15 protein-coding genes are annotated in these 24,576 nt (G+C 52.7%); 6 read left to right on the forward strand and 9 right to left on the reverse strand.

Annotated features, from left to right (window positions below; all coding sequences use genetic code 11):
* The first annotated feature begins 9 nt into the window (after window positions 1-9).
* Window positions 10-828 (forward strand): glycoside hydrolase family 16 protein, encoded by an 819-nt coding sequence (locus HF324_RS13115; RefSeq protein ID WP_168802899.1) that lies wholly within the window; start codon window positions 10-12, stop codon window positions 826-828.
* Between the two features lie 8 nt (window positions 829-836).
* Complete coding sequence (locus HF324_RS13120) at window positions 837-1,931, forward strand: amidohydrolase family protein (RefSeq protein ID WP_168859966.1); 1,095 nt, start codon at window positions 837-839, stop codon at window positions 1,929-1,931.
* A gap of 58 nt (window positions 1,932-1,989) precedes the next feature.
* Here HF324_RS13120 and HF324_RS13125 read toward each other — a convergent pair whose 3' ends face one another.
* From HF324_RS13125 to ppsA, 9 genes are all read right to left on the reverse strand, one after another.
* Window positions 1,990-4,242: a DUF6259 domain-containing protein gene (locus HF324_RS13125; RefSeq protein ID WP_168859967.1), complete on the reverse strand. Its 2,253-nt coding sequence runs from the start codon at window positions 4,240-4,242 to the stop codon at window positions 1,990-1,992.
* 3 nt (window positions 4,243-4,245) lie between these two features.
* Window positions 4,246-5,376: a DUF4855 domain-containing protein gene (locus tag HF324_RS13130; RefSeq protein WP_168859968.1), complete on the reverse strand. Its 1,131-nt coding sequence runs from the start codon at window positions 5,374-5,376 to the stop codon at window positions 4,246-4,248.
* Between the two features lie 35 nt (window positions 5,377-5,411).
* Window positions 5,412-6,581: a DUF4855 domain-containing protein gene (locus HF324_RS13135; protein ID WP_168859969.1), complete on the reverse strand. Its 1,170-nt coding sequence runs from the start codon at window positions 6,579-6,581 to the stop codon at window positions 5,412-5,414.
* Between the two features lie 56 nt (window positions 6,582-6,637).
* A complete protein-coding gene (locus HF324_RS13140; protein WP_168802904.1) occupies window positions 6,638-8,353 on the reverse strand; it encodes a DUF5018 domain-containing protein in 1,716 nt (571 codons plus the stop codon).
* A 33-nt stretch (window positions 8,354-8,386) separates the two neighbouring features.
* Window positions 8,387-10,021 carry a RagB/SusD family nutrient uptake outer membrane protein gene (locus HF324_RS13145; protein WP_168859970.1) on the reverse strand — a complete coding sequence of 545 codons (1,635 nt, stop codon included), beginning with the start codon at window positions 10,019-10,021 and terminating at the stop codon, window positions 8,387-8,389.
* Between the two features lie 11 nt (window positions 10,022-10,032).
* Window positions 10,033-13,386, reverse strand: a complete 3,354-nt coding sequence (locus HF324_RS13150; RefSeq protein ID WP_168859971.1) for a TonB-dependent receptor — start codon at window positions 13,384-13,386, stop codon at window positions 10,033-10,035.
* Between the two features lie 306 nt (window positions 13,387-13,692).
* Complete coding sequence (locus tag HF324_RS13155; RefSeq protein ID WP_168859972.1) at window positions 13,693-14,859, reverse strand: FecR family protein; 1,167 nt, start codon at window positions 14,857-14,859, stop codon at window positions 13,693-13,695.
* A 75-nt stretch (window positions 14,860-14,934) separates the two neighbouring features.
* The gene (locus tag HF324_RS13160; protein ID WP_168802908.1) at window positions 14,935-15,540 is read right to left on the reverse strand and encodes an RNA polymerase sigma-70 factor; all 606 of its coding nucleotides are present in this window, start codon (window positions 15,538-15,540) and stop codon (window positions 14,935-14,937) included.
* Window positions 15,541-15,664: 124 nt separating this feature from the next.
* Window positions 15,665-18,088: a phosphoenolpyruvate synthase gene (ppsA, locus tag HF324_RS13165; RefSeq protein ID WP_168859973.1), complete on the reverse strand. Its 2,424-nt coding sequence runs from the start codon at window positions 18,086-18,088 to the stop codon at window positions 15,665-15,667.
* Between the two features lie 205 nt (window positions 18,089-18,293).
* On the opposite strand from ppsA, the gene HF324_RS13170 reads away from it, so the two are divergent.
* The 4 genes from HF324_RS13170 (at window position 18,294) to HF324_RS13185 (ending at window position 24,573) form a co-directional block, all read left to right on the forward strand.
* Window positions 18,294-18,812, forward strand: a complete 519-nt coding sequence (locus tag HF324_RS13170; RefSeq protein ID WP_168802910.1) for an Lrp/AsnC family transcriptional regulator — start codon at window positions 18,294-18,296, stop codon at window positions 18,810-18,812.
* Between the two features lie 140 nt (window positions 18,813-18,952).
* Entirely contained in the window at window positions 18,953-19,513 is a 561-nt protein-coding gene (locus HF324_RS13175; protein ID WP_168859974.1) for a sigma-70 family RNA polymerase sigma factor, read from the forward strand.
* Between the two features lie 80 nt (window positions 19,514-19,593).
* Entirely contained in the window at window positions 19,594-20,730 is a 1,137-nt protein-coding gene (locus HF324_RS13180; RefSeq protein ID WP_168859975.1) for a FecR family protein, read from the forward strand.
* Window positions 20,731-21,126: 396 nt separating this feature from the next.
* On the forward strand, window positions 21,127-24,573 hold the full coding sequence (locus tag HF324_RS13185) for a TonB-dependent receptor (protein ID WP_168802913.1): 3,447 nt from the start codon (window positions 21,127-21,129) through the stop codon (window positions 24,571-24,573).
* Window positions 24,574-24,576: the final 3 nt, after the last annotated feature.

A 24,576-nucleotide genomic window follows, 5' to 3' on the forward strand; every position in this document is an offset into this window, starting at 1 on the left:
AATACCACGATGATGATGAAGAAAATTTTAGCAGGCCTGTTACTGTTGTTCCCGGTGATTGTTTCTGCACAGAAAGGGAAACTGATATGGTCGGATGAATTTAATACCGACGGTCTGCCCGATCCGAAGAAATGGCGGTTTGAAGAAGGATTTGTACGCCACCGCGAAGCGCAGTATTACACCAAGAACCGTTATAGGAATGCACATGTGAAAGACGGGCACCTGGTGATCCGCGCTATCAAGGAAGAGCCGCTGCGGCTGATCAAAGGGGGTACCAGTTTCGTTACCTCCGACAGCGGAGGGGAATTTACTTCCGCCTGTCTGAATACGGAAGATATTTTTGAATTCGTTACCGGCCGTGTGGAAGTACGCGCCAAACTGCCGCACGGCAGAGGTGTCTGGCCGGCCATCTGGACGCTGGGCAATAACCTCGCCTGGGGCCCGGGGGATTCCTCCTGGGTGTATTCTGAAATTGATATCATGGAATTTGTAGGGCATGATCCTAACTCCATTCACGCCAATATCCACCCCGGGTATGAAGGTGGCAGCCGTGGCGGCAAGATCACGGTAGAGAAACCATGGGAAGATTTTCACGTGTATGCGGTTGACTGGAAGAAAGACCGGATCGATTTTTATTTCGATGACAAACTGTATTTCTCTTATCTCAGGAAAGACGTACCACCCGGTAAATGGGCTTATGACACGCCGCAGTATCTGCTGCTGAACCTGGCCATCGGCGGCGACTGGGGCGGAGAGCAGGGCATCGATCCTACCGTGTTCCCGGCAGATTTTGTGATCGACTATGTAAGGGTATACGAAACAAAATAGCAGGCATCATGAAACAACGGCTATTAAAAATCATCTTCCTGTTGATGGTCACCCCTTGTCTGCTGCGGGCGCAGCAGGCGGGAGAGCTGAAGTTGCTGGACTGGCAGCCCCGCAGCCAGCTGGTCACTCATGTGACACCAATAGAAAAACCGAAATTTCCGGTGATCGATATTCACAACCACCTGGGCGGGCTGGCGCAGACAAAACACTACCTGCAGGAGATGGACAAAGCAGGCGTAGTGTCCTGCGTTAGCCTGGATGGCTACTCCGCCAACGACCAGTACCTGGAACATCTGAAAGCGTCACGGGCAGTGTCTAAGGAACGTTTCCTCGTTTTCTTCCGGCCTGACTACAGCAAGATAGATGAACCGGGATTTGGCGAGCGCGAAGCTGCCAGGCTGGAGAAGGCCGTGCGGCAGGGGATACGGGGCGTAAAGATCGCCAAAGAGCTGGGGCTTACCGTAAAGGACAAGAGCGGGAAAGTAGTGCCGGTGGATGATCCGCGGTTAGGTCCTTTCTGGGAGAAATGCGGAGCGCTGGGAATACCGGTGCTGATGCATGTTTCCGATCCCAAAGCTTTTTTCACGCCGGTAGACAAATACAATGAACGTTACGATGAACTGGGCGCGCATCCCGACTGGTCGTTTTACGGAGATCAGTTCCCAAAGAAAGATTCCATCATCGAACAGCGCAACCGTGTGATAGCGCGGCATCCGAACACCATCTTCATCGGCGCGCATGTAGGCAATCTGCCGGAGGAGCTGAACAAGGTAGGTGCATGGCTGGACCGGTATCCGAATTTTTATGTGGAGATATCAGCGCGGATCAGCGAATTGGGGCGGCAGCCTTATACCTGCCGCGATTTCATGATCAGGTACCAGGACAGGATATTGTTCGGTACCGATACGCCCTGTGATGCAGAAGCTTACCGGATCTATTACCGATTCCTCGAAACAAAGGACGAATACATTGATCCCGCGCCCAGCCACCATATGCAGGCGCGTTGGATGATCACCGGCATATACCTGCCGGACAGCGTGCTGGAAAAGTTGTACAATAAAAATGCTACGAAGTTGCTATCCATACGAAACATGAATCGATAAACGAGCGCGACGCCCGGATGTCTATCCGGGCTTTTTATTCCTTCATGCAGGTAAACTGTCAGTTCGTTCCCACTTCCACCATACACGCACCTCTTTCCGCCAACGCATAATGCACTTTCACTGAGCCGTTTTTGTATGCCGACAGCAGCTTTCTGCCGCTGGTATCGGTCACATATACTTTGCCGGATGACGGCAGTCCGTAATCACGGGTACGGATACTGAACTGTATCAGTTGTGGTGTATCGCTGATGCTCGCTACGGCGATGCCCAGAGCACCGGAAGGAGATTTCCAGGCGCTGGTGTATATCAAAGGGACCTGTTGCTGCTGCCGCTTTACCCTGTCCTGGTGCTGGCCGGTATAGATGGAAAGCCTCGATACAGCGATTGTTTTCTCCGGGATGGTCATCCGGGGAGGCCGCATAAACCGGCCATAGAGCAGGTATGGCAGTTGTTTATACCTCAGTTGTGCCAGATGTACCAGGTAGGAAATTTCCTTTTTTTTACGCACGGCCAGTGTTTCATGATAGTTGGCGATTGTGGGTTGCATGCCCCATACAAAGGCGCGTGCCTGCTCCATCAGGAATTGTTCATCAAATTCTGCTGCCAGCGGTTGTTCTGCGTCGGGGGGGGCGTACGCAGCAGGCCATAACTCGTCATAGGGCGGTGTTACGAGAGAAGCGTAACTGCCGAAAGTAACGGCGTAGTCGTGATAAACCGCCTGGAAGAGGGGAATGGTAGCGGCTCCGGATATGCCTGCATAACGTTCTTTGCTGACCTGCAGCGTGAGGAAGGCATCCAGGTAGGGAAGCCAGGATTCCCCGCAGCCTTCGCCCGCCAGTATGGTATTGTCTTTCGCACTGTTGCTCCGGCGGATCATGTTGGTCAGCATCCCGAAATGGTGTACCCAGTAATTGCCGCCGCCGGTAGTATGATCGTGGGACTTATCATAGCACCGGTGATGCAGGCAGGCCTGGTCCATGTAGATGCCGCCGGTATGGTAGTCATTGATGGCTTTGCCGGCGAGCCCTGCATATTTGTTTTTCCAGTTGGTAGCCAGGCACATGGGCGTCAGCGAGTGTTGGGTAAAGATATTATACACATGTGCCTCCGTACGGCCTGCCTTGTCTTTTACGGCGTTGTTCAGCGCATTTTCTTTTTCAAAACCCGCCGTATGGGTGCCCCACTGATACGTATTCATGTATACCAGCGCTTGTACATCCTGTTGGCGGGCGTTGCTGATGGCCGATTGAAAGGAGCTGTCTCCTTCCCTTGGAGGAAAATATTCAGGAAAACCATCGTCATAGGCGGCGGCATGCCACCAGTGCCATAATACATTCACCGGCAACCCTGTCCTTTTTTTCAGGTCGACGGCCGGTGTGAGCACATTGTCAGATCTGCCGCGGTTCCATACCCAGAGCGCCGTGCGGGCGGCGCCGCTTTCCGCGGCATGTTTCCGGAAGCGGCTGTCGCGGCACCACGGCTGGTGAACGGCCCAATCGCGGTAGGTCGTGGCGGCCGACAGCCAGTCGCCTTTGAAAGCGCCTATAATGGCGTTATACGGTAACGTATAAACGCTATCGCCGGCTGCTGTAACAGGGTAGTTGTCCATCTGATAGGTAAAATGCCGGCTGCTGTCGGGCGAGAAGGAGAATGTTTTCGTATAGCCGGCCGTATCATTACAGGCTGCGTAAAACCCATGGGTACGGGGATTATATAATGACAGCATCTGGAGAGACAACAGCCCGGGGTAGTGCCATGTATAATGCTGCCCCGATGTACGGGGCGATTTATATAGTTCTCCCAGCCATACCGGCACAGCGAGTTCTTCGTCTTTCATGTCCTGTAAACCGCTGATACGCGGGAAAATGATCTTTTCCGGTTGCTGGCCGCTGATACCGGACAGTGCCAGGTGCCAGCCGGTGAATGATTGTTCTCCCTGCAACTGTATGGTCACTTTGACTCTCAGTGACGGCGTTAAGCCGGAAAACCGGCTCCACTCCAGGACCAACGTATGCACGTCGGGCCTGGAGGAGTGGAATGTTCCGGCCTGGGGTAGGTTTATCTTTCGCACGGCGCCTCCTTCTTCCAGTTCAAGTTCCCAGAGAGAACCGCGCTCCCCGCTTTTGCGGTCCAGGAATTCCAGAGAGGCATTGCGGTCGTAAAAGGACAACAGCGCACCGGTGCCAGCGTCAAAGGTGAGTTTCACAGACCGGTTCTGCAGTACCAGGTCATAGTGAGTTCCGGATGCCGCGGTTGTAAGAAACCAGAGTGCTATTGTCAGTGCATAGCATTTGTTGTTTTTTATCTTCATCGGTTACTTTTCCATATAGGCAGGTGCGGTTTCTTTCTGCCTTTTGACAATGATCTCACATAAACGTTTATATAAATCCTTATCGGCCGTATTCGATGACTGAAATAGTTTCAGTATTGTGTTTTCTGATTGATAGTAAGCCAGCTTGCGGGTTTCATATACCTTGTTTTGCTGGAATACCTCGAGGTAGTCGTATAGCTTTTGTCCTTTACCTCCCAGCACTCTTTCATCGAATTCCACTTCGAGGTTGATGTGATATTTGCCGGCTTCATCGCAGGCTTCCTGAAGGCGGGAGTAGGGCACGTCGTCGCTGAAAAAGTAATTGGGCTGCAGGTATACGTCGCTGAAGCCATATGGCTTGTAGTTATCATAGCCGGGCGATTTCCACCAGGGTATCCAGAGAAAAGTGCTCTTGCCTTTTTTCAGGTGATCGCCGATAGACGCAATGATCGGGGCGGTGTTTTCTACTTCTTCCGCTATCCAGTAAAATCCTTCCAGTTCGATGTTGGGATAGGCGGCGGCGGTGAATTTTTCTTTTACCTGGTCAATGAACCATTTACAGGCGGTGATCCTGTCGGCGTCTTTAGAGAAATCGAGCATTTTACCATCTATTTCTCCCCATTGGGTGGCGGCTTTCATCGGCTCAGGGATACCAACGATGACTTTTCTTTTACGGGACGGATGGCCCGTTTTAACGATAACGTCTGCGATGCAATCGTTCAGGGCAGAAAAAGCATAGCCTTTCCTGAAATACTTGGTGAGCAGCTGTTCCCAGTGTTCCTTCAGGGCCGGTTCCGGAGCGTGTCCGGTGGTATAGGCGTGCCCGTTGCCATCCTTTAGTTCGAGAAACAGGAAGCCGTCGAACATCCAATCCCAGGCGCCGTTATTTTCATAGCTTACGTAAGGATAAAAAGCATCTTTCGTCCATGCCTGAGCGCCATCGGCCCCGCCGCCATAGATCAGCACCAGGTCGCGGACCGCTGTTTTGCGGACATCGCCGGTATCTGCCGGCGGGGTGGCCGTGCTGTCTTTTTTTTCATTGCCATCGTAATCGGGATACATATATTTTTTACTGCACGATGTGGTGGGCACCGCCAGCAGCATCAACATCCAAAGGAAAACGTTCCTCATCATAGTCAGTCAGTTTTATACAATTGAGTTTAAAGAATTTAGTTCATGTAGGGTGGGTTCACCACCTTCTGGCGCGCAGTAATAATTTCGCAGAATTTCCTGTATATGCTGTCCAGCGGCGGATGATAGTCTTTTTGTGTAAAGAGTTTGAGTATGGTGCTTTGTGACTGGTAGTAAGTCAGTTTCATATTGGCGTACACGTTATTGCTGCCAAAAACATCCATGTACTCGTTCATCTTTGTCCGGTAGGGCGCATAATACAACACGTTGTCGTCGAATTCCATCTCCAGGTAGATGTTGTTGGCGTAGGCTGCATTACAGGCGTCCTGCAGGCGTGAATAGGGCACGGTGTTGTAGAAAAAATAATTGGGTTGGAGGTAAGTATCGGAGAACCCGAAAGCCTGCGGGTTGTTGTATCCGGGCGATTGCCACCACGGTATCCAGGTGAAGCAGTAGTTTTTAGGCGCCAGGTAAGCTGCCACGTCCTGTGTTACCGCGCTGGCATCGCCTACCGCTTCTCCGATCCAATAAAAGCCGTCCAGTACCAGGTGTCTGAAATGAGCAGTATCAAAACGGGTGATGACCTCGTCTATAAACCATTTGCAGGCCATGGTGCGATGGGTGTCATTTTGAAAATCGAGCCAGATGCCGTTGGCCATCCCCCAGTTGCTGCCGGCGGATTTCAGGGGTTCCGGTATGCCGATGATCACCTTTCTTTTGGCCGGCGGCTGGCCGGCGCTCCAGGTAGCGTCGTCTATGGCCTGGTCAAGTGCATGCAACGAACGCCCGGCGGAAAAATACTTATCCAGGAGCGTATTCCAGTTGGCTTTCAGCGCCGGTTTGCTGGGGTCGCCATGACCTGTGGTGAACGAGAAGTTCCACTGGTCGTTCAGTTCCAGGAACAGGAATCCGTCAAACATCCAGTCATATTGGTTTTGTTTGTTTTTATAGACCACATATGGATGGAAAGCGTAGTAGTCCCACTGTTGGCCGCCTTCCGTGCCTGCGCCGTAGATCAGCACCATGTCGCGCGCCCTCGTTTTGGGCGTGGAGAGTGTCCCGTTGGCCGAAGTGGATGTTGCGGTTATATCAGTAGTTTTTTCGTACCCGGTATCACTAAATCCTTTTCTGCACGATGTCGTCGCCAATATCCATGCTATGCCGAGGCAGCAGTAAATCGTTTTCGATGTGATGTTAAAACAATTCATAAAAGATCAGTTTATAACAGTGAAAAATGATGATAAGTGCATGATATGGCGATAGCCTATTCCACCTGGTACTCCATGTTGAACTTCCGCACGCCTGCATTGGCAGCGGCCTGAGAGGAAATAGCGGTGGTGCCCACGTAGATGTCGGCATGCAGGCCGTTGACGATTACATGAACTTCGCCGGAGCTGAAGTCGGTAGTGATCCCGAGCGGAGCGGATTGGAACAGCTTAAGGTCTGTATAACCCGGATCACCCACTGCCAGCGGTAGTTTGGTTTTATCGCTGATCTCGAAAACGAGCATGCGGGCCTCGCTGTTGTTCCTGATGCCTTGCGCCAGCATGGCTACAAACCGGTCATTGTTTACCGTGAATACGTCATAAGCCAGTATTTTATAGGGATGATTGGCGGGGTTCAGCCGGTAATAGTTGCCGGCGGCATCCTTTATTTCAAAGCGGCTGCCTTTTCCGTCTGTTTCAGCAGCGCCTTCATTATACCAGCTGAAGCAGATGTCGGACAGGGCGTCTGTGGTTAGTCTCTTAACGGCTGCGATGTCCCACGTGCCGCCTGTTTTGGCCGGGTCAAACTGTATTACCGCGGGCCTTGGCGATATGGGCACACCGTTGTTGAATTCCCACGTATAGTATTTCCCGTCAGGCATGGTGGTGTACATGAAAGCCTTGCCGGATTTGGTGTTGCCGGTAATACTTATTTTATTGACGCCCAGTTGTGCGGGAATATACTGCGGATCATCCCAGGAGACGAGGTTCAGTATTTGTTCCGGATTGCTCTGTATATCGTTATAACGGTAAAGGATAAACCCTTTGCCGGATTCGTTCCAGGTGGATACCAGGAATCTGCCCTGGTCGTCTGTGGTTACGCGCGAAGAAAAAGTGGCAGGAGGGTCTATTTTTTTCGCCAGGCGACCGTCGGCGGTGCTGAAAACAAAGAGTTTGCCGTCGGTGTTCCAGTCATTGAATTCGGGGATGAAGAAATAATCTGCCGATACGGCGAGGCTTCTGATATTGCTTCTGGTCAGGCCCAGCTCTTCTACAGATTTGAACCATACTTCCCTGAACCGGGCCTTTACAAATTTGGTGGGCCTGATGGCGATGTAATGGGTGCGAATGGTACCGATACCATCGGTTACTTTTATTTCCAGCGGCCGGGAGAAGTCAGTCGTCGCGTCCGGCTTCAGTTCCGGTGTCATCGTGCAGGTGGGCTCCAGTTTCACTTTTGTGAGCAGCCGGGTGATGTTCAGCGGGTCTTTCGGCGTATCGGGGACATCGATGAAGAGGGTATCTCCGTCGTTGTAGGGAGCTGCTTTGGCGGACTGGTATACCTTCGTCTGCCCTTCTTTGTAAACGGCAAATTCGAGCAGGCCTTTGGTATAATTCATGCCCGTTTTGCGGGCCGTTAAGGTGTACTGTTGCCGGGCGCCGTTGGCAGCGGCGACGGTGACCAGCATCGGTGCTGAGAGGTCTTTGATCCCTGTCAGTCCCGGGGTAACGGTGGCGCCTACCGGAATTGATGCTACAATTTCCATCTTCGAAAGGTCGGTGGAGATCAGCGAGTCGGTGCCCGGCAGGTAAATGGGCACGTCAAAGGATATTTTGCCGTCGCTGATAACGCCGGGATATTGTTTGTCGGTACCGGCGAACTTCACGTAGATCGACCGGATCCTGCTGTCGTTGCTGTTGCTGGGGGCGTCGGGCTTATGGCAGGCGGCCACCAGTAAGCAGAACAGGAACCCTATATATTGGACTGGTTTCATGAGTTGCACATTTTAAGAACGGGGGAGATTGGGTTATTGCCATGCAGGGTCTTGCCTGCAGGCAAGATTATTTTTGATTTCAAAATCGGGGATCGGCATTACATAGTAGCGCTCGGGGAAAAAGCGGTCTGCCTTGTCGCAGTCTACCAGGTTGTATTCATAGCTGTCGCCCGATTTTTTTATCTCCATGCCGTGCATGCGTACACCATTCAGTGCGGTACCGGCTTTTTTCCATCTTCTCAGGTCCCAGTAGCGATGGCCTTCAAAGGCGAATTCACACATCTTTTCTTTTTGCAGGTCATCCAGGTATTCTTCCGCCTTATCTTTCACCGGCAAGGCGGGGAGGGCTACGCCGGGACGTTCCCGCAGCATGTTGAGGTAGCGGTAGGCGGCGATGAAATCTCCTTTTCCGCGGCCATAGGCTTCAGATAAAATAGTAATGATTTCTGCGTAGCGGAATTCGATCCAGTACTGATCCCCCTTTTCCGACACAAAGTCTTTTACTTTGTTTTCGAGGAATTTCCGGATGAAGTATCCTGTGACAGAGCGGTTCCGGGCGTTACCATCGAAGTACTCGATATAGCTGTCGGCGCCGCCCACGTAGGTTTCCAGTGTCCGTCCTTTCCAGGGTGCGCCGTTATACAGTATCGTGGCGTAGAAACGGGGATCCCTGTTCTTATAGGGATTGGCTTTATGTTCCGGATTATCCCAGCTGAAACGTTCCCAGCGGTTTCCCGTTTTAATATCAAATTGGGATACCAGTTCCTCCGTGGGGGAAGCATAGCCGCCGTAGCGTTCTATATCGCCGGTAGGCGCAAAATAGCGGTCGAAGTTATTGGTCAGATCGGGCCGTTTGTAATAGGCTGCGAGGATAAGTTCTTTATTGTGCGGCGTGTAGAATACGTCTTCGAATTTATTCATCAGTGCATATTTACCGCCGTTAGCCATCGACTCCACTTTCCTGGCTGCGCTGATGGCTTCGTCCCATTGCTCAGCGTACAGGGCGGCCCTGGCAAGAAGCGCATAAGCGGCGCCTTTGGTGATGCGGCCGGTGCTGTTGTTGTCCCATGCTTCCGGCAGCTGGTCTGCTACGGTTTTCAGTTCACTGATGACCCATTGCCAGCTTTCTTTGGTGGTGGCACGGGCTTTATTTTTTTGCGCGGGTCCGTCGAGGTTTTCGTTATCTGTGCGCAGTACTATGCCGCCATGGCGGGTAATGAGCTTGCTGTACACAAAGGCGCGGAGAAAGCGGATTTCGGCAAGACGGACCTTCAGGTCGGCGGCGTTGATGTTACCGGCGTATTTACGGGCGTCGATGATGAATTCGTTCAGCTTCCGGATATGGGTGTAGGCTGCTGACCAGGGGCTGATGGCTTCCGTGGTGGCGGGCGAGAGAAAAGCGGGCGAAAGACAGATCCTGTTGTGGTAAGTATCCATGTAGGTCTGTGAGTATTTAAGGATATCCGTGTAGCCGTCGCTCAGGTCCGGTCCGCCGATTTCGGCGAACTGATACAGTGCGCCATAGAGGCTGTTGACGTAGAGGTCAAGGTTATTGGTGTTTTTCCAGACAACACTGTTGGAATATTTGTCACCGGGTGCTACGTCCAGGCTCCGGGAGCAGGACCAGGTGCAGGATGCCAGTAGAAGTATGTATACGATCTTTCTCATGTTCTTGTGAATTAAAAGGTCAGGTTAGCGCCGGCGCTATAGGTTCGTTGCTGCGGGTAATAACCGTTGTTGACGCTGGGACTTTCCGGGTCAATGTATTTGAACCGGGAGAAAGTGAGCAGGTTGGTACCGGCCATGTACAGCCTGAGGCCTTTGATGCTGATAGCCCGGAGTGCGGATGCTGGCAGGCTGTAGCCCAGCACGGCATTTTTGAGCCGTATATATCCTCCCGGTCTTATCCACCAGGTAGCATCGAGGGAGTTGCCACCGCTGGGGATCAGTGACAGCCGGGGATAACGGGCATTGGTATGCTCCGGTGTCCAGGAGTCTTCCAGCAGGTAGCGCGGACTGTTGTAGCCGTTACCATAGAAGGGTTTGGTGAATATGGTATTGTCCGGAATGCCGTTGTCGTACATGCCGCTCAACAGGATATCGTTTCCTGCGCCGCCCTGCCACATCATGGAGAAGTCGAACTGACGGTAGCGGAGCTCAAGGTTGAAAGCATACATCACGGGCGGCATGTCGGGGCGTGTGGCTACCGCCATATCGTCTTCACGGGTCAGTTTACCGTCGCCGTTAATATCCTGGTACATGATATCGCCCAGTCTTTTGTAGCCGCCTCCGGGAGGGGCGGGACTGTTCTGCAATTGTTCGTTTGTCTGGAATAGGCCGGTGGCGATATAGGCCAGCCGCTGGCCGATGGATTTACCGATCATATTTTGCCAGGGCTGTACGTTCTCCGGCTGGATGATGGAGAGGATGCGGTTCTTTGCGTAACTGAAGTTGCCGGACAGGGTATACTGTAGTTTGCCGATATGGTACTTATGCGACAGCTGCAGTTCTATGCCGCGGACATCTACGGAACCACTGTTTTCTATTTCCGGGAAATTGCCTCCTAACGAAGAGGGATATACGCTGCCGGTATGCTGAAGAATGTCGGAGGTGTATTTGTAGAAGACATCGGCTTCTGCGCTCAGCAGCCCTTTCCACATGGTCAGTTCAACGCCGAGGTTGTAGTTGCGTGTTTTTTCCCAGGTGAGGTGCGTGCTCGGATAGGAGCTGGAGGAGCTGAGCCCGTAGAGGGTGTTCAGCTTATCGCCCAGTGCTATCACCGGTGTTTGTGTCAGGTTGAAGTATTGTTCATAGAGGAAAGGCGTCACGTTATCGCGTCCCAGCATACCGGCAGAGCCCCGCAGCTTCAGGAAGTCGACGTTGCAGACGTTGTCTTTAAAAAAGGGTTCTTCCGAGATCACCCATCCGGCGGACACGGAGGGGAAAAAGCCCCAGCGGGAGTTTTTCGGAAACTTATAGGAGGCGTCGTACCGGGCAGCCACTTCCAGCAGGTATTTCCGGTCGAAAGCATAATTCAGGCGGCCTACATAACCTGCCTGTACATTGGAGGAGGAGCCTCCGAGGTTGGGCACCGGCGGTAGTTGTTGCCCAAAGGAGAGTTCCGGAATTTCTTTCAGGAGGTAGCCCCAGCGGGAAGCATAGAGGTTGCTGGTGTTTCCTTTTTGCCACTCATAGAGGAAGAGGGCGCCGATATGGTGTTTGCCGGTTGTCCGTTCATATTCGAGGGATGGTCTGACCACCATGTAGTCAAAATTGTCGGCGGTCTGTATCAGGCTGCCGTTAGCCATATAACCATCGGCGAGCGACTTGCCGTACTTCCCTGTTTCAGAGATGAAGGCATTGACATTATAGGGGGTGGAAAATGTTTTGGCGTCGCTGTATTTGCGGTCATAGCTGCCGAACAGCGATGTTTTTAATCCGCTGATAAAGGAGGGAGTATAACTGATCCTGGCGGAAGTCTCTATCATGGTGTTGGCTGATTTTTGAAATCCGCTGAGTTCTGCCACGGCGAAGGGGTTCAGCGTCATGTAAGACGATGCTGTCGGCAACCCTTTATATTCAAAGGGCAGGAAGGGGTACATATACAGGGCCTGTGATATAGGACTGAAGATGGATTGTTTCTCGTAGGAGGCGGAGCCGGGCGTATGAAGCTTCTCCGTGCGGCCGGCAAGGTTCAGGGAAATGGCCCAGTGTTTGTCCGGTGTCATGTCGAGGTTCGCTCTTACGTTGTACCGTTCCAGTTTCATGTCTTTTACGATGCCGCCCTGTTGCATAGTGCCGATGCTGGTGAAGTAGCGGATGTTGTCGGCCCCTCCGCTGACGGACAGGTTGTGTTGATTGACGAAAGCGGGTTTGTGAAGGAACTCCCGTTGCCAGTTGGTGTTTTCGAGGCCATCGGAGGGATCTCCGTTGGTCATGGCAGCTATTTGTTCATCGGAGAACCATTTCCTGTTACCGTCCATTTCATTGGCTTTATTATGCCAGTAGGCATATTCAGTACCGGTGAGGAAATCGGGCAGCTGCGTATTTTGAGAAACGGTGGCCGAGCCGCTGTAGGAGAAGAGGGGTTTGCCGCCGGCTTTACCTCTTTTGGTGGTGATGAGGATTACGCCGTGAGCGCCTTTTACACCGTATACCGCGGAGGCGGCGGCATCTTTTAATACAGACACCGTTTCTATATCATTCGGGTCTATACGGCCAAAGGCGCGTTCTACGCCGTCTACCAGCAGGAGTGGCGATGAATTGTTAAAGGTGCCGAAGCCGCGTACCAGCATGGTGGCATCGTCGTAGCCCGGTTGTCCGCTCGGTTGCCGGAAGGTTACGCCCGGCAGTTTGCCGGTCAGCATCTGGCTGACATTGGTCATCGGCGCTTTCACCAGTTCTGCCGCCGATACCTGGGCTACTGAACCGGTAACGTCCATCTTCTTTTGGGTGGTATAACCCACTACGATCACTTCGTTCAGTTCTCCGCGGCTGGGTTTCATCCGGATGTCAATGCGGTTGCGCGAAAGCACGGGGACTGTCTGTGTTTCGAAGCCCAGCAGTTTGAATTCAAGGACGGCGCCTTCGCCGGCCTCCAGCTGGTAGCTCCCATTGCCATCCGTTACAGCGCCGCGGTTGGTGCCTTTAACCTGTATGGTTACCCCAGGCAGCGGATGGCCGGTACTGTCGGTAACGGCGCCGGTGACGACAGCCGGTGGAACAGGAGCTGCATTGGGTTTTTCCGCAGTAATAAACACGTTCTTTTCCGCGATACGGTACGCGTAGTTCAACCCTCTGAAGCATTGGGCCAGGGTGGTATTGATATCAGCATCTTTTACCTTTACACTGGCCTTCACACCCTGTAGCTGTGTGTCGCTGTAAAAGAACACGTATCCGGTTTGCGCTTTGATCTGCTGCAATATGGTTACCAATGGCGTATGTTGCTCGTCGAGCGTGATCTGCCCGTATCCTCTGGCGCTGATCTGCAGCAATGCAAGCAGCAGTAGCGCGGTCGTCAAACTTATCCGCATAATAAGACGTTTTGTGAGGCCGCGTGGTAGTGCCGGCACAGGTTGGCTACCGGCATACGACGGGGCGCAGGGATATAAAATATCCCATGATGTGGTGGAATTCATTAATTTTAGACTGTTTTAGGCTGAAACTGTTTTTTGATATGTCATAATGTAAGAGAACGGTTAGCCTGAACACAGCCGGAATGTGTCGCTAACACTTCCGGCTTTTCAGTATCTAACAGCGGCGGTGAATAGCTGACGGAAAGTGTTTTTTCATGACTGTTTTGTTGATGGTTGATAAATGATTGGATATAATGGTGGTCCTTACGGCCTGACAATAATCGTGTTGCCGTTCCCGTTATTTTTTACCTCGAAATGAAATCCTACGAACGCCAGCATTTCGAGCGCTTTGGGAAGCGGGAGGTCCCGGTAGATATCACCGGAGAATGTTTGTGTGGGGATGCTGCCTTCATAGACGACGGCTACGTTGTACCAGCGGCTTAGCTGGCGCATGACGGTTTGTATATTGGCGCGCTCAAAGCTGAAAAGCCCGTTTTTCCAGGCCATCACCAGCGCGGTATTGACCGGTTGCACCTTTAACTGCCCGTTTGGGCGATGTACGGATGCCTGTTGCCCCGGCCGTAGCAACGTGGTCTGGCCATTGGCCGGCGTGATGCTGATTGCTCCGTCCAGCAGCGTGGTGTTAATGCTGGCTTCATCCGTATAGGCGTTGACGTTGAAACTGGTGCCCAGCACAGCTATCTCTTGTTGACCGGTAGTGACGAAGAACGGCTGCCGTTCGTTACGGGCTACTTCCAGGTATACTTCGCCGGTAATTTCCACGCGTCGTTCTTTGCTGTTAAAAGCGGTGGGATAGGTGATGGACGACGCCGCATTCAGCCAGGCGGCGGAGCCGTCGGGCAGCAGTAATTTAAACTGGCCGCCACGGGGCGTAGTGAGCGTATTGAAGCTGACGGCCGCTTGAGCAGCAGTGCCTTTGTAGGCTATACTGCCGCTGTCGGTCTGAATGACAGTCGCTCCCGGTTGCCGGGCCAGTTCACCTGTACCGGTATTGTCCAGCGTAATGTGCTGCCCGTTCGCCAGTGTGAGCACAGCTTTGTTGCCGGGAGTAGTTTCCTGATGTTGTACCGCTACCGGTGCGGGATGGGATGGGTGCTGACGCAACAAATAGTAGCTGCCTGCAGCGATCACGCCGGTTATGATGGCAGCGGAGGCCCATCGTCTTATGTGCCTTGTTTTCAGCGGCAGCACCTTCCTGCCGGTGGCCGCGTGTATCATCACTGTTTTCTCCTGTTCTGTGAAAAAAGCGCCGGCAGGAGGCATCGTTACATACGTTTCTTCCAGCAGCTGTGCAATAACGTCCTGGTAGCTGTCGTCGGCCAGCACCTGTTCCAGCGCCTGCTTTTCCGCTTCGCTGGCGCCGCCGGCGTATACCTTGTTCCATAAATCGCGTACTTGTTCCTGTGACATAGCTGTGTAACGTTATCATGATAAAGACACCGTCACCGGTGGCAGGGGGATATGTATAGAAGAATATTTTTTTTGTTAATAGGTGACCGGAAGTAATAATACCAGCAGCACCGGAAAGGGCATACGGTCGCGGACATGCTCCCGCACGGTGTTTAAGGCCAGCTTCATGTATTTTTTTACAGATTCAGGGGACAGCTGCATCTGTTCGGCAATTTGTTTGTGAGACAAAGACTGCTTTCTGGCCAGCTCAAATACCTTCCGTTGTTGCGGAGGTAACCGGTCGATAGCCTCATCGATGAGCGGCAGGTATTGAGCGAGCCCTTCTTCGTCAGCGGCGGGGAGCACCATGTCGTCGCTGTTTTCCACGTCCCGGAGCCATGTCTGGTATCTGACAGCTATTCGCGCCTGGTCCCTGATATGGTTATAGGTAAGATTACGCGCTATGATAAAGAGATAGTTATCCAGCTGTGTTACTGCGGATAAGGTGGTCCGTTTATGCCAGACCTTTATAAAGATGTCCTGCACGATCTCCTGGCTGACTTCCCGTGAACCGGTGATTTTGTAAACGAAGGCGCCCAGGCGGTCGCTATAGGCATAGAGCAGTTGCCGGAAAGCGGTTTCGTCGCCCTCAGATACCTGTAGCAGTAACTGCCGCTCATTATTTAGTGGCTGTAATGACAATCAGACTTTGCATTTCTCCCTGCAATCTTAATAATTTATCGATCAAAAAATATAAAAAAAAGTTGGAGAGATGATCTCCCCAACTTTTTTAGGTCCTAATATCTCTTGTTTTGGTGTCTTCTGTTCACGCCTCTACCAGCTGCTCCGCTTCATGCACCGCCCACAGCGTTTTGACCAGCGCATCGGGCGTCACGGAAATACTGTCTATGCCATGCTGCACCAGGAACCTTGTCAGCTCCGGGAAATCAGAGGGCCCCTGTCCGCAGATGCCGACTTTCACTTTATATTCTTTGGCAACTTTAATCAGCCGTGATATCATACGCAGCACGGCAGGACTCAGTTCATTGTACAAACCGGACACCAGTTCGGAGTCCCTGTCCAGCCCGAGGGTGAGCTGCGTGAGATCGTTGGACCCGATGGAGAAACCGTCGATATGCGGCGCAAACTCTTCCGCCATCATGATATTGGACGGCAGTTCCGCCATGAGGTATACTTCCAGCCCGTTCTGCCCTCTGGCCAGCCCGGCTTCTTCCATCACCGCCAGTACCTGCTCCAGTTCTTCCACGGTGCGGCAGAAAGGGATCATGACCACAATGTTGTTCAGTCCCATGGTTTCCCTGGCCTTGCGGATAGCGGCGCATTCCAGCATAAAAGCGGTCTTATATTTTTCCGAGTAATAACGCGAAGCGCCCCGCCAGCCTATCATAGGGTTCTCTTCCTTCGGCTCGAAATATTTCCCGCCCGGCAGGTTGTAATATTCGTTGCTCTTGAAATCGGAGAAACGCACAATCGCTTTGTTGGGATAGCTGGAAGCAGCGATCTTACCCACGCCGGACGCCAGTTTGCTGATGAAGTAGTCCGCCTCGTTTTCATAGCCGTGGACCAGTTGCGCTATTTCGGCCGACAGGGCGGCGTCGTTCAGCTCACGGTGATGCAGCAACGCCAGCGGGTGGACTTTAATATAGTTGTTGATGATAAACTCTTCCCTGGCCAGGCCGATGCCTTTGCCGGGCAGGTGGGTGAACTGGAACGCCATGGAAGGAGATCCTACGTTCAGCATGAGGGGCGTTTTCACGGCAGGGAGGCTGGACAGTTCGAGCAGCCCTTCTTTTACCGGCAGGATACCTTCATATACCACGCCTTCTGTGCCTTCGGCGCAGCTCACGGTGATGGCTTGTCCGCTGTTAAGTTTCTCGGTAGCGTCTTCGCAGCCTACGATGGCGGGGATGCCCATTTCCCGCGCTACGATGGCCGCATGGCAGGTGCGACCGCCTTTGTTGGTCACGATGGCGGAAGCCATTTTCATGATCGGCTCCCAGTCGGGGTCGGTCATATCGGTTACCAGCACGTCTCCTGGCTGGAAGGTGGTAGTGGCCACCCGGTTATCGAGGGAGAACAGGATGTTGACATTGCCGGCTGCGATACCATCACCGACGGCAATGCCTTTCAGCAGTTGCCGGGGCGTGGCGCCGCCGGTATCCAGGGTACGGGTGGTGATCCTGTTCCTGTCTCTGCGTGAATGGATGGTTTCGGGCCGCGCCTGTACAATGTAGAGTTCCTGGCTAAGGCCGTCGAGCGCCCATTCTACGTCCATCGGGCACCAGTGGCCTTTTTTACCGGAGTAATAGGATTCAATGCGTTGTACCCAGGCGGCCAGTTGCAATATCTGGTCATCGGTGAGGCAGAAGCTGTGCTGCTGCTGTTTGGTGGCAGGGATCACGCGGGTGCGCTCGTCGCTGCTTTCACCATAGATCATCTTTTTGTCCTTTACGCCCATCTTTTTTTCGAGGATAGGTTTGTATTGGGATTGTATCAGGGGTTTGTAGACGATGAACTCATCCGGTGATACGGCGCCTTGTACCACCAGTTCCCCCAGTCCAAAGGAGCCGTTGATCAGCACCACGTCACGGAAGCCCGACTCGGTATCGAGGGAGAAGGCTACGCCGGAAGCGCCGAGGTCTGAACGCACCATTTTCTGGACGCACACGGAGAGGCCTACACTGAAATGATCATAGCCGAAATTTTCGCGGTAGCTGATGGCGCGGTCGGTGAACAGGGAGGCGAAGCAGTTCCGTACGGAGTCTATCAGCGCTACCGGTCCGCGGACGTTGAGAAAAGTTTCCTGTTGCCCTGCAAAGGAAGCATCCGGGAGGTCTTCTGCAGTTGCGGAAGAACGCACGGCCACGTCGGTCTGTTCCTGGCCGTATTGTGCGGACAATGCCTGGTAAGCGGCAATAATTTCCTGGCTGAGTTCATGGGGGAACCGGGAGTTGCTGATCTCCTGCCTGATCCGCTGGCCGGCCCTGCGCAGCGAGCTGATGTTGTTGAAGTCGATCTGTGCTATCTGGTCCCTGATGAACTGGTCCAGGCCACTGTTTTGCATAAAATGATAATAGGCTTTCGTCGTGATGGCGAATCCGCCCGGGACTTTTACGCCGGCTTCCGACAGCCCGGAGATCATTTCACCCAGCGAGGCCGATTTTCCTCCTACCAGGGCAATAGCGTCCAGACCCACCTTTTGCAGCGGGAGTACAATGCTTTCTTTCATGGATTGTTGTTGTTTAATGTTGACAGGCAGGCACTATCATCAGCCTTCCATACGTGGTAAATTGTTTCTCCTGAAAGTTATGGTAATTGGTATCCCGCGGGATGTGAAGGCGCCACCGCCGAAAACAAAACCGCCAACTGCTCCTGCCGCCGATTTTTTTTCGGCAATATGTGCCCATATCCCTATTTTTGATCAAAAACCAGCCATGAGTTTCACACCGGACATGACAGACCTATGCATTCTGGACATACTGCAGACAGATGCCAGGACCACCAACAAAGAGATAGCGGCCAGGTTGGGGAAATCGGTAACGTCTGTTTTTGACAGGGTGAAGCGGTTGGAAGCTGAAGGATATATCACCGGGTATGTGGCCGTGCTCAATCCCCATAAGCTGGGCAGCACGCTGATCGCCTATACCAGCGTAACGCTGGAAAGCCATGGGCATGACAAGCTGCAGAGCTTTGAGCAGAAGATCAATTCATTTCCGGAGGTGCTGGAGAGTTATAAGATGAGCGGCCAATTCGACTACCTGCTGAAAATTGTGATTGCCGACATGGAGGCATATGAACTTTTTTATTCCAACAAACTATCCAAACTGGAAAACATATCGAAGATCAGAAGCCTGTTTGTGTTGTCGGAAACGAAGAAGGAGACAGGCCTGAACCTCAAGACGGCGCAGCTTCCGAAAGGCCGGCAGAAGACGGGCTTCGGTCCGGATAAGTAACATCGCCTGACGGAATTTTCATGCTTCCCCCGCTTGTTTATCTGCCCCTTAAACCTTAGTTTTGAGTGAAGAAACCGACTGAAAAATCAACCAGATAGTCCTGAATAATAGCCGGCGATAGCAGTGTTATACGTATTAAGATGATGACAGACTACACCTTCTATGCTGATGAAGAGCTGGTTCAACTGATGGCCGCTGACGATCACACCGCCTTTACGGAGATCTACAACAGGTATTGGAAACGCCTGTATGTACTGGCTTATGACCGCCTGCATTCCCGTGAGCTGGCAGAAGATGTAGTGCAGGACGTGTTTACCGGCCTGTGGCAACGCAGGAGCCAGTCTGTTATCCGTTCACTGCCCGCCTACCTGGCTACCGCCAACCGTTACGCCGTATTTGCCCAACTATCTAAATCAGCGAAGGTCATCACCGTAGAAGCGCTTCCCGAATCCCTGCAGGCCGTGGCCGATGAAACGGCGCAGCTGCATTTCCTGCAGCAGTCTATGGAACAGCAACTGAAAAAGTTGCCCGAAAAATGCCGCCTCGTTTTTAACTACAGCCGCAACGAAGGCCTTAGTAACCGCGAAATAGCCGCTGAACTGCAGATCTCCGAGAAAGCAGTGGAGAAACATATCACCAAAGCATTACAGCGGCTGCGCGTGCAGTTCAGGAACTACTTTCACGCCATATTCCTCTGCTGAAAAAAAAATTTGTCCGCGGGGTAGGGTAAGCCTGCCGTTTCCATACTTACATTATATAACACCTGTAAATTCTAAAGTGAATGGATAAGCAAGAACTGGCTATACTATCGGAAAAGTATCTTGCCGGCACAGCCAGTGAAGCGGAAGTAGACCGTCTGCTGCAATGGTATAACGCCTATGATGAACAGGAGCTGACCGCCCGGGTGACGGTGAGAGGACCGGAGACGGAAGGCCTGCTGAGAGACCGGATGTACCAGCGGTTGCAGGCTGCCACGCAGCCTCCGCAGCGGGTACGCCGGATGGAAGGATGGTACGGAAAGGTGGCCGCCGCAGCGCTGCTGCTGATCATGGCCGGCGGCGGGTATTATTACTTCACGCAGGTGCGGAAAGCTGCCCCGGCAGCAGCGACAGTACCTGCCCGGGTGGAGCCCGGGGGCGATAAGGCGACGCTGACGCTGGCCGATGGTTCTGTCGTAAACCTCGACAGTATCGGGACCGGTATGCTGACCTTACAGGGAGCGAAAGTAGAGAAGACCCAACATGGCCAGATCGTTTATAAGGGCAATGGCGACGTGGCTAATAATAACGTGCTGCGTACGCCCAGGGGCGGACAGTTTAAGGTAACGCTGCCCGACGGTACGCACGTATGGCTGAACGCTTCTTCCTCTATCAGTTACCCTACGGCCTTTACCGGCGATAACCGGAAAGTGGCCATAACGGGAGAGGTGTATTTTGAAGTGGCTGCCGACGCGGCACGACCGTTCGAGGTAAAAGTGAACGATATTGACGTATTGGTGCTCGGCACCCATTTTAATATCAACGCTTATGACGATGAGCAAACAGTTAAAACGACGCTGCTGGAAGGTGCGGTGCTGATAAGAACGCCTGGCGCCTACAAACACCTGGAGCCTGGCCAGCAGGCACGCGTAAAGCCCGGCAGCAACGATATCGAATGGCTGAAGCATGTGGACGTCAACAGCGCCGTGGCCTGGAAAAATGGTTATTTCTCTTTTGACGACGCCGATATCCCTACTGTCATGCGGCAGCTGGCGCGGTGGTACAATATCGAAGTAAGCTATGCCGGCAAAGTGCCGGAAGGTACGTTCACCGGTGAAATAGGCAGAAACCTGACACAAAACCAATTGATGAAAATACTGACACAGGCGAGAATTAACTGTAAGCTGGAAGAGGGGAGGAAGCTTGTTATTTATCCATAATCTGTTATCATCTGTAACCAACCATTATCAACTACCGGTACAATCGGCCGGTGAACCGTTTAACCGGGCCTGTTCAAAGGCCTGAGCGATAGCTATCCAACAAAATCATGTTATGAAAAAAATGAAGCCCACCGGGTACGGCAGGCTTATGTTTCATCCATAAAAAAACCTGGTGTCAAGATTGGCGTCCGCACCAGGTTTGATTGTCGGTTAACTCTTTCCGAACCCTTCCTGCTGCTCTTTACGGGGCGGATGGGAAACATTTTGTCAACCAAAAACCAAACCTAAGGTATGAAAATTAATGTTGTCCGCAACAGGCGCAAAACTTTTGTATCGACCAGGGGTGATATACCCCGGGTAACCGAAAATCACTGTGTGACCAAAATCTGGAGAGCAATGAAATTGACCGCGTTTTTATTAACGGTGGTGGCGCTCAACATCTACGCCACCGGGAATTCCCAGACCGTTACCGTGGCATGCAGGAACATGCCGCTACAGCAGGTGTTCAGTGTTATTAAACAACAGACGGGATTCGTGTTCTTTTACCGGAACCAGGACTTGTCGGACATGCGTCCGGTCTCGGCAGACATCCGCGAACAGCCGCTGCGCACCGCGCTGGCCAGGATATTGCAGGACAAGCCCCTTATTTTTGACATTGAAGGCAATACCATCGTCATTTCCCGGAAAGTGGCCGCCCCCGAAACAAAAGCGGAACAGCCGGACCTGGCGCCGCCGGTAGACGTACAGGGCAGGGTGGTGGACAAACACGGCGATCCTGTGCCCGGTGTTACCATCCGCGTGAAAGGCAGCAGCCTGGCCGCCATCACAGACCGCGCCGGGTTCTTTGTGCTGCGCAATGCCGACGCAAAAGCGGAACTGCTCGTGTCCTGCGTGGGATTCGAGCCCCGTACTGTCTCCCTCGGCGGAAAAACCCAACTGGTAATACAACTCAGCGCCAAAGTGGATGACCTCAACCAGTACGTGGTAGTGGGTTACGGCAGCACTAAAAGGAAAGACCTGACCGGCTCCGTGGCTTCGGTGAACGTGGACGAAGTGAAGAACGTACCCTTCGCCAGCATCGACCAGGCGCTGTCCGGTAAAGCCGCCGGCGTACAGGTAACACAAGCCGACGGCTCGCCCGGCGGTGTGGCCAAGATCCGCATTCGTGGCGGCACCTCGCTGCTGGGCGGCAACGATCCGCTGTATATCATCGACGGCGTACAGGTCACCATCCAGAACCGCTACATCCAAAACCAGGCAGAAGTGGTGAACCCCATCGAAAGAGCCGGCAGCGACGATCCCAACAACTCGGTCAACGGATCGTTTACCCGCGGGCTCAACAGCCTCGCCGGCCTGAACATCAACGATATCGAATCCATCGATATCCTGAAAGACGCTTCCGCCACCGCCATCTATGGCTCCAAGGCAGCCAACGGCGTTATCATCATCACCACCAAAAAAGGAAAACTGAACCAGAAGCCGGTGCTGGAAGCCAACTACTACACCGGCGTGAGCCAGCCTATCAAAGAGAAGCTACTGAACGCACAGCAATATGTGGAGCTGCTGCAGGAAGCCGCGAAGACCAAAAACGCCGTCAGGGCTGCTGCCGGTGAAGATCCCGATCCCACTGCTACCAATATCATCAACAATCCGCAAAGCTTGGGGACCGCTAATACCGACTGGCTGAAGCTGGTACTGCGGAATGCTATTGCCCACAATGCCGACATCTCCGTACGCGGCGGCGGCGCCGGTTCCCGCTATTATACCTCCCTCGCCTATACGAAACAGGAAGGCGTACTGCAAGGCACCGACTTCTCCCGTATTGCGGGTAAAATCAGTCTCGATAATGAAATCACCAGCAGGCTCCGTATCATCACCAACCTGGATTATGGTTTCACCAAAAACAATATCACCAACGGTGTCTATCCGGCTGCTATGTACGCCCCGCCTACATTGCCGGCGTTTAATCCCGACGGATCGCCCTACCAGTTCCTCGGATCGCAGATTGGCGGCTACGACTACCAGGGATTTCAGAACCCTATGGTACTACTGGATGGTATCAACACCGGCAAAACCGCTTCGCTGATCGGTTCCCTGTCCGGTGATTACGATGTGCTGAAAAACCTGAAGTTCAGAAGTACGTTGTCTGTTAACTATAATAACTTCCACCAGCAGAACTACGTTCCCAGCACGGCGGTGATCGCATCAGAGAGCGGTGTCAGCAGTTCCAACGGCGGTACTGCCTCCCAGGGGCAGACAGAAGACGTGAACGTGTTCGTCGAAAACACCCTTACCTGGGACAAGCAGTTCAATGAAAACCACCGGTTGAACCTCCTGGGCGGTACCTCCTGGCAGAAATTCCGTTTCAACTCTTTCTCCGCGAGTGGTCAGGGGTTTCCGGACGATAAATACCTGAACAATATCTCTTCTGCGGCCATCACTTTACCGGCCACCGGTACTTCCGGCCAGAATTCACTGCTCAGTTTTTATATGCGCGCCAACTATGCGCTCAAAGAAAAATACCTGTTGACTTTTACGGGTCGTTCGGACGCTTCTTCCAAATTCCCGTCAAATAACCGGGTGGGCTATTTCCCCTCCGGCGGTGCCGCATGGCGTATTTCAGAAGAGCCTTTCATGAAAAAGGCCGAATGGGTGAATGAACTGAAACTTCGTGTGAGCGCCGGTTATACCGGTACGCAGAACTTCGGTGACCATCTTTATTATACGTTGTATACGCCGGGTTCTTATGGCGGTGTGAATGCTTTGGTGCCTTCGCAGCTGGGGAATAGTAAGATCAAGTGGGAGTCCACCCTGCAGAAAGACCTCGGGTTGGATTTCGAATTATTCGGTTCCCGCCTGCGCGGCGTGATTGGTTATTATGAGAAGATCACCACCGGCTTGTTGTTGTCTACGCAGCTGGCGCCCAGTTCTTCCTACGGCAGTGTGATATCGAATATCGCCACCATCAGCAATAAGGGACTGGAGATAGATCTTCGTACGGATTTCATTAAGCACCGGCATTTTCAGTGGACCGGCGCGCTGAATGTTTCCGGTAACCGCTCCCGCGTGGAAGATATCAACAATGATTTTTCCGATCCGAACGATCCGGGTGCCACCTACCTCAGTGCCAATGCCGTGGTACGCAAAGGAGAACCGCTGGGGCTTTTTTACGGCTACAAACAAACAGGTATTATCCGCGATCAGAAACAGCTGGAAGACTACAGTAAAGTCTTTACCTATGCGCAGTACATGGCGCCCTACCTGGGCATCGGCGATGCCATGTATGAAATTGCCACAGAAGGCATTGATAAAGGGTTTTATAAACGGGATGTCATAGGACAGGCGCAGCCTGATTTCTATGGCGGTTTTACGAATACCTTTACCTATAAGAACTTTAGCCTGATCACGCTGCTGACTTTCTCCTACGGAGGACAGCTGTTATATCTCGCGGACATACAAAACAAAAACTTTGAGAGCTTCGCGAACAGGGGGGCGCGCATTCTCGGTCGCTGGACACCTGAAAACCCTTCTGCCGACAGGCCAAGGCTGATTTTGGGTGAGTATGGCACCACCACCAGCACTGCTGAAGTATACGATGCTTCCTACCTGAAACTGAAATCCATCACCATCACTTACCAGCTGCCGGCACCGGCTGCAAACAAAATGCATGTCCGTGATGCGTCCGTGTATGCCTCCGCTACCAACCTGTTCACCATCACCAAATATCCCGGTCCGGATCCGGAGGTGAGCAATAATCCCTACAGCCTGATCAACGGCAGCAGTGATGTCAGCACTTTTCCGACGGTGAAGCAGTTTAACGTAGGCCTGCGTTTCGGATTTTAAAAA

Source organism: Chitinophaga oryzae (assembly GCF_012516375.2).
GTDB lineage: Bacteria > Bacteroidota > Bacteroidia > Chitinophagales > Chitinophagaceae > Chitinophaga > Chitinophaga oryzae.

Excerpts from the sequence above, each read along its gene's own strand:
- HF324_RS13140 (WP_168802904.1), bottom strand. The coding sequence starts at position 8,353 with ATGAAACCAGTCCAATATATAGGGTTCCTGTTCTGCTTACTGGTGGCC.
- HF324_RS13170 (WP_168802910.1), top strand. The coding sequence starts at position 18,294 with ATGAGTTTCACACCGGACATGACAGACCTATGCATTCTGGACATACTG.
- HF324_RS13125 (WP_168859967.1), bottom strand. The coding sequence starts at position 4,242 with ATGAAGATAAAAAACAACAAATGCTATGCACTGACAATAGCACTCTGG.
- HF324_RS13130 (WP_168859968.1), bottom strand. The coding sequence starts at position 5,376 with ATGATGAGGAACGTTTTCCTTTGGATGTTGATGCTGCTGGCGGTGCCC.
- HF324_RS13145 (WP_168859970.1), bottom strand. The coding sequence starts at position 10,021 with ATGAGAAAGATCGTATACATACTTCTACTGGCATCCTGCACCTGGTCC.
- HF324_RS13180 (WP_168859975.1), top strand. The coding sequence starts at position 19,594 with ATGGATAAGCAAGAACTGGCTATACTATCGGAAAAGTATCTTGCCGGC.
- HF324_RS13185 (WP_168802913.1), top strand. The coding sequence starts at position 21,127 with ATGAAATTGACCGCGTTTTTATTAACGGTGGTGGCGCTCAACATCTAC.
- HF324_RS13120 (WP_168859966.1), top strand. The coding sequence starts at position 837 with ATGAAACAACGGCTATTAAAAATCATCTTCCTGTTGATGGTCACCCCT.
- HF324_RS13150 (WP_168859971.1), bottom strand. The coding sequence starts at position 13,386 with ATGCGGATAAGTTTGACGACCGCGCTACTGCTGCTTGCATTGCTGCAG.
- HF324_RS13115 (WP_168802899.1), top strand. The coding sequence starts at position 10 with ATGATGATGAAGAAAATTTTAGCAGGCCTGTTACTGTTGTTCCCGGTG.
- HF324_RS13175 (WP_168859974.1), top strand. The coding sequence starts at position 18,953 with ATGATGACAGACTACACCTTCTATGCTGATGAAGAGCTGGTTCAACTG.
- HF324_RS13155 (WP_168859972.1), bottom strand. The coding sequence starts at position 14,859 with ATGTCACAGGAACAAGTACGCGATTTATGGAACAAGGTATACGCCGGC.
- HF324_RS13135 (WP_168859969.1), bottom strand. The coding sequence starts at position 6,581 with ATGAATTGTTTTAACATCACATCGAAAACGATTTACTGCTGCCTCGGC.
- ppsA (WP_168859973.1), bottom strand. The coding sequence starts at position 18,088 with ATGAAAGAAAGCATTGTACTCCCGCTGCAAAAGGTGGGTCTGGACGCT.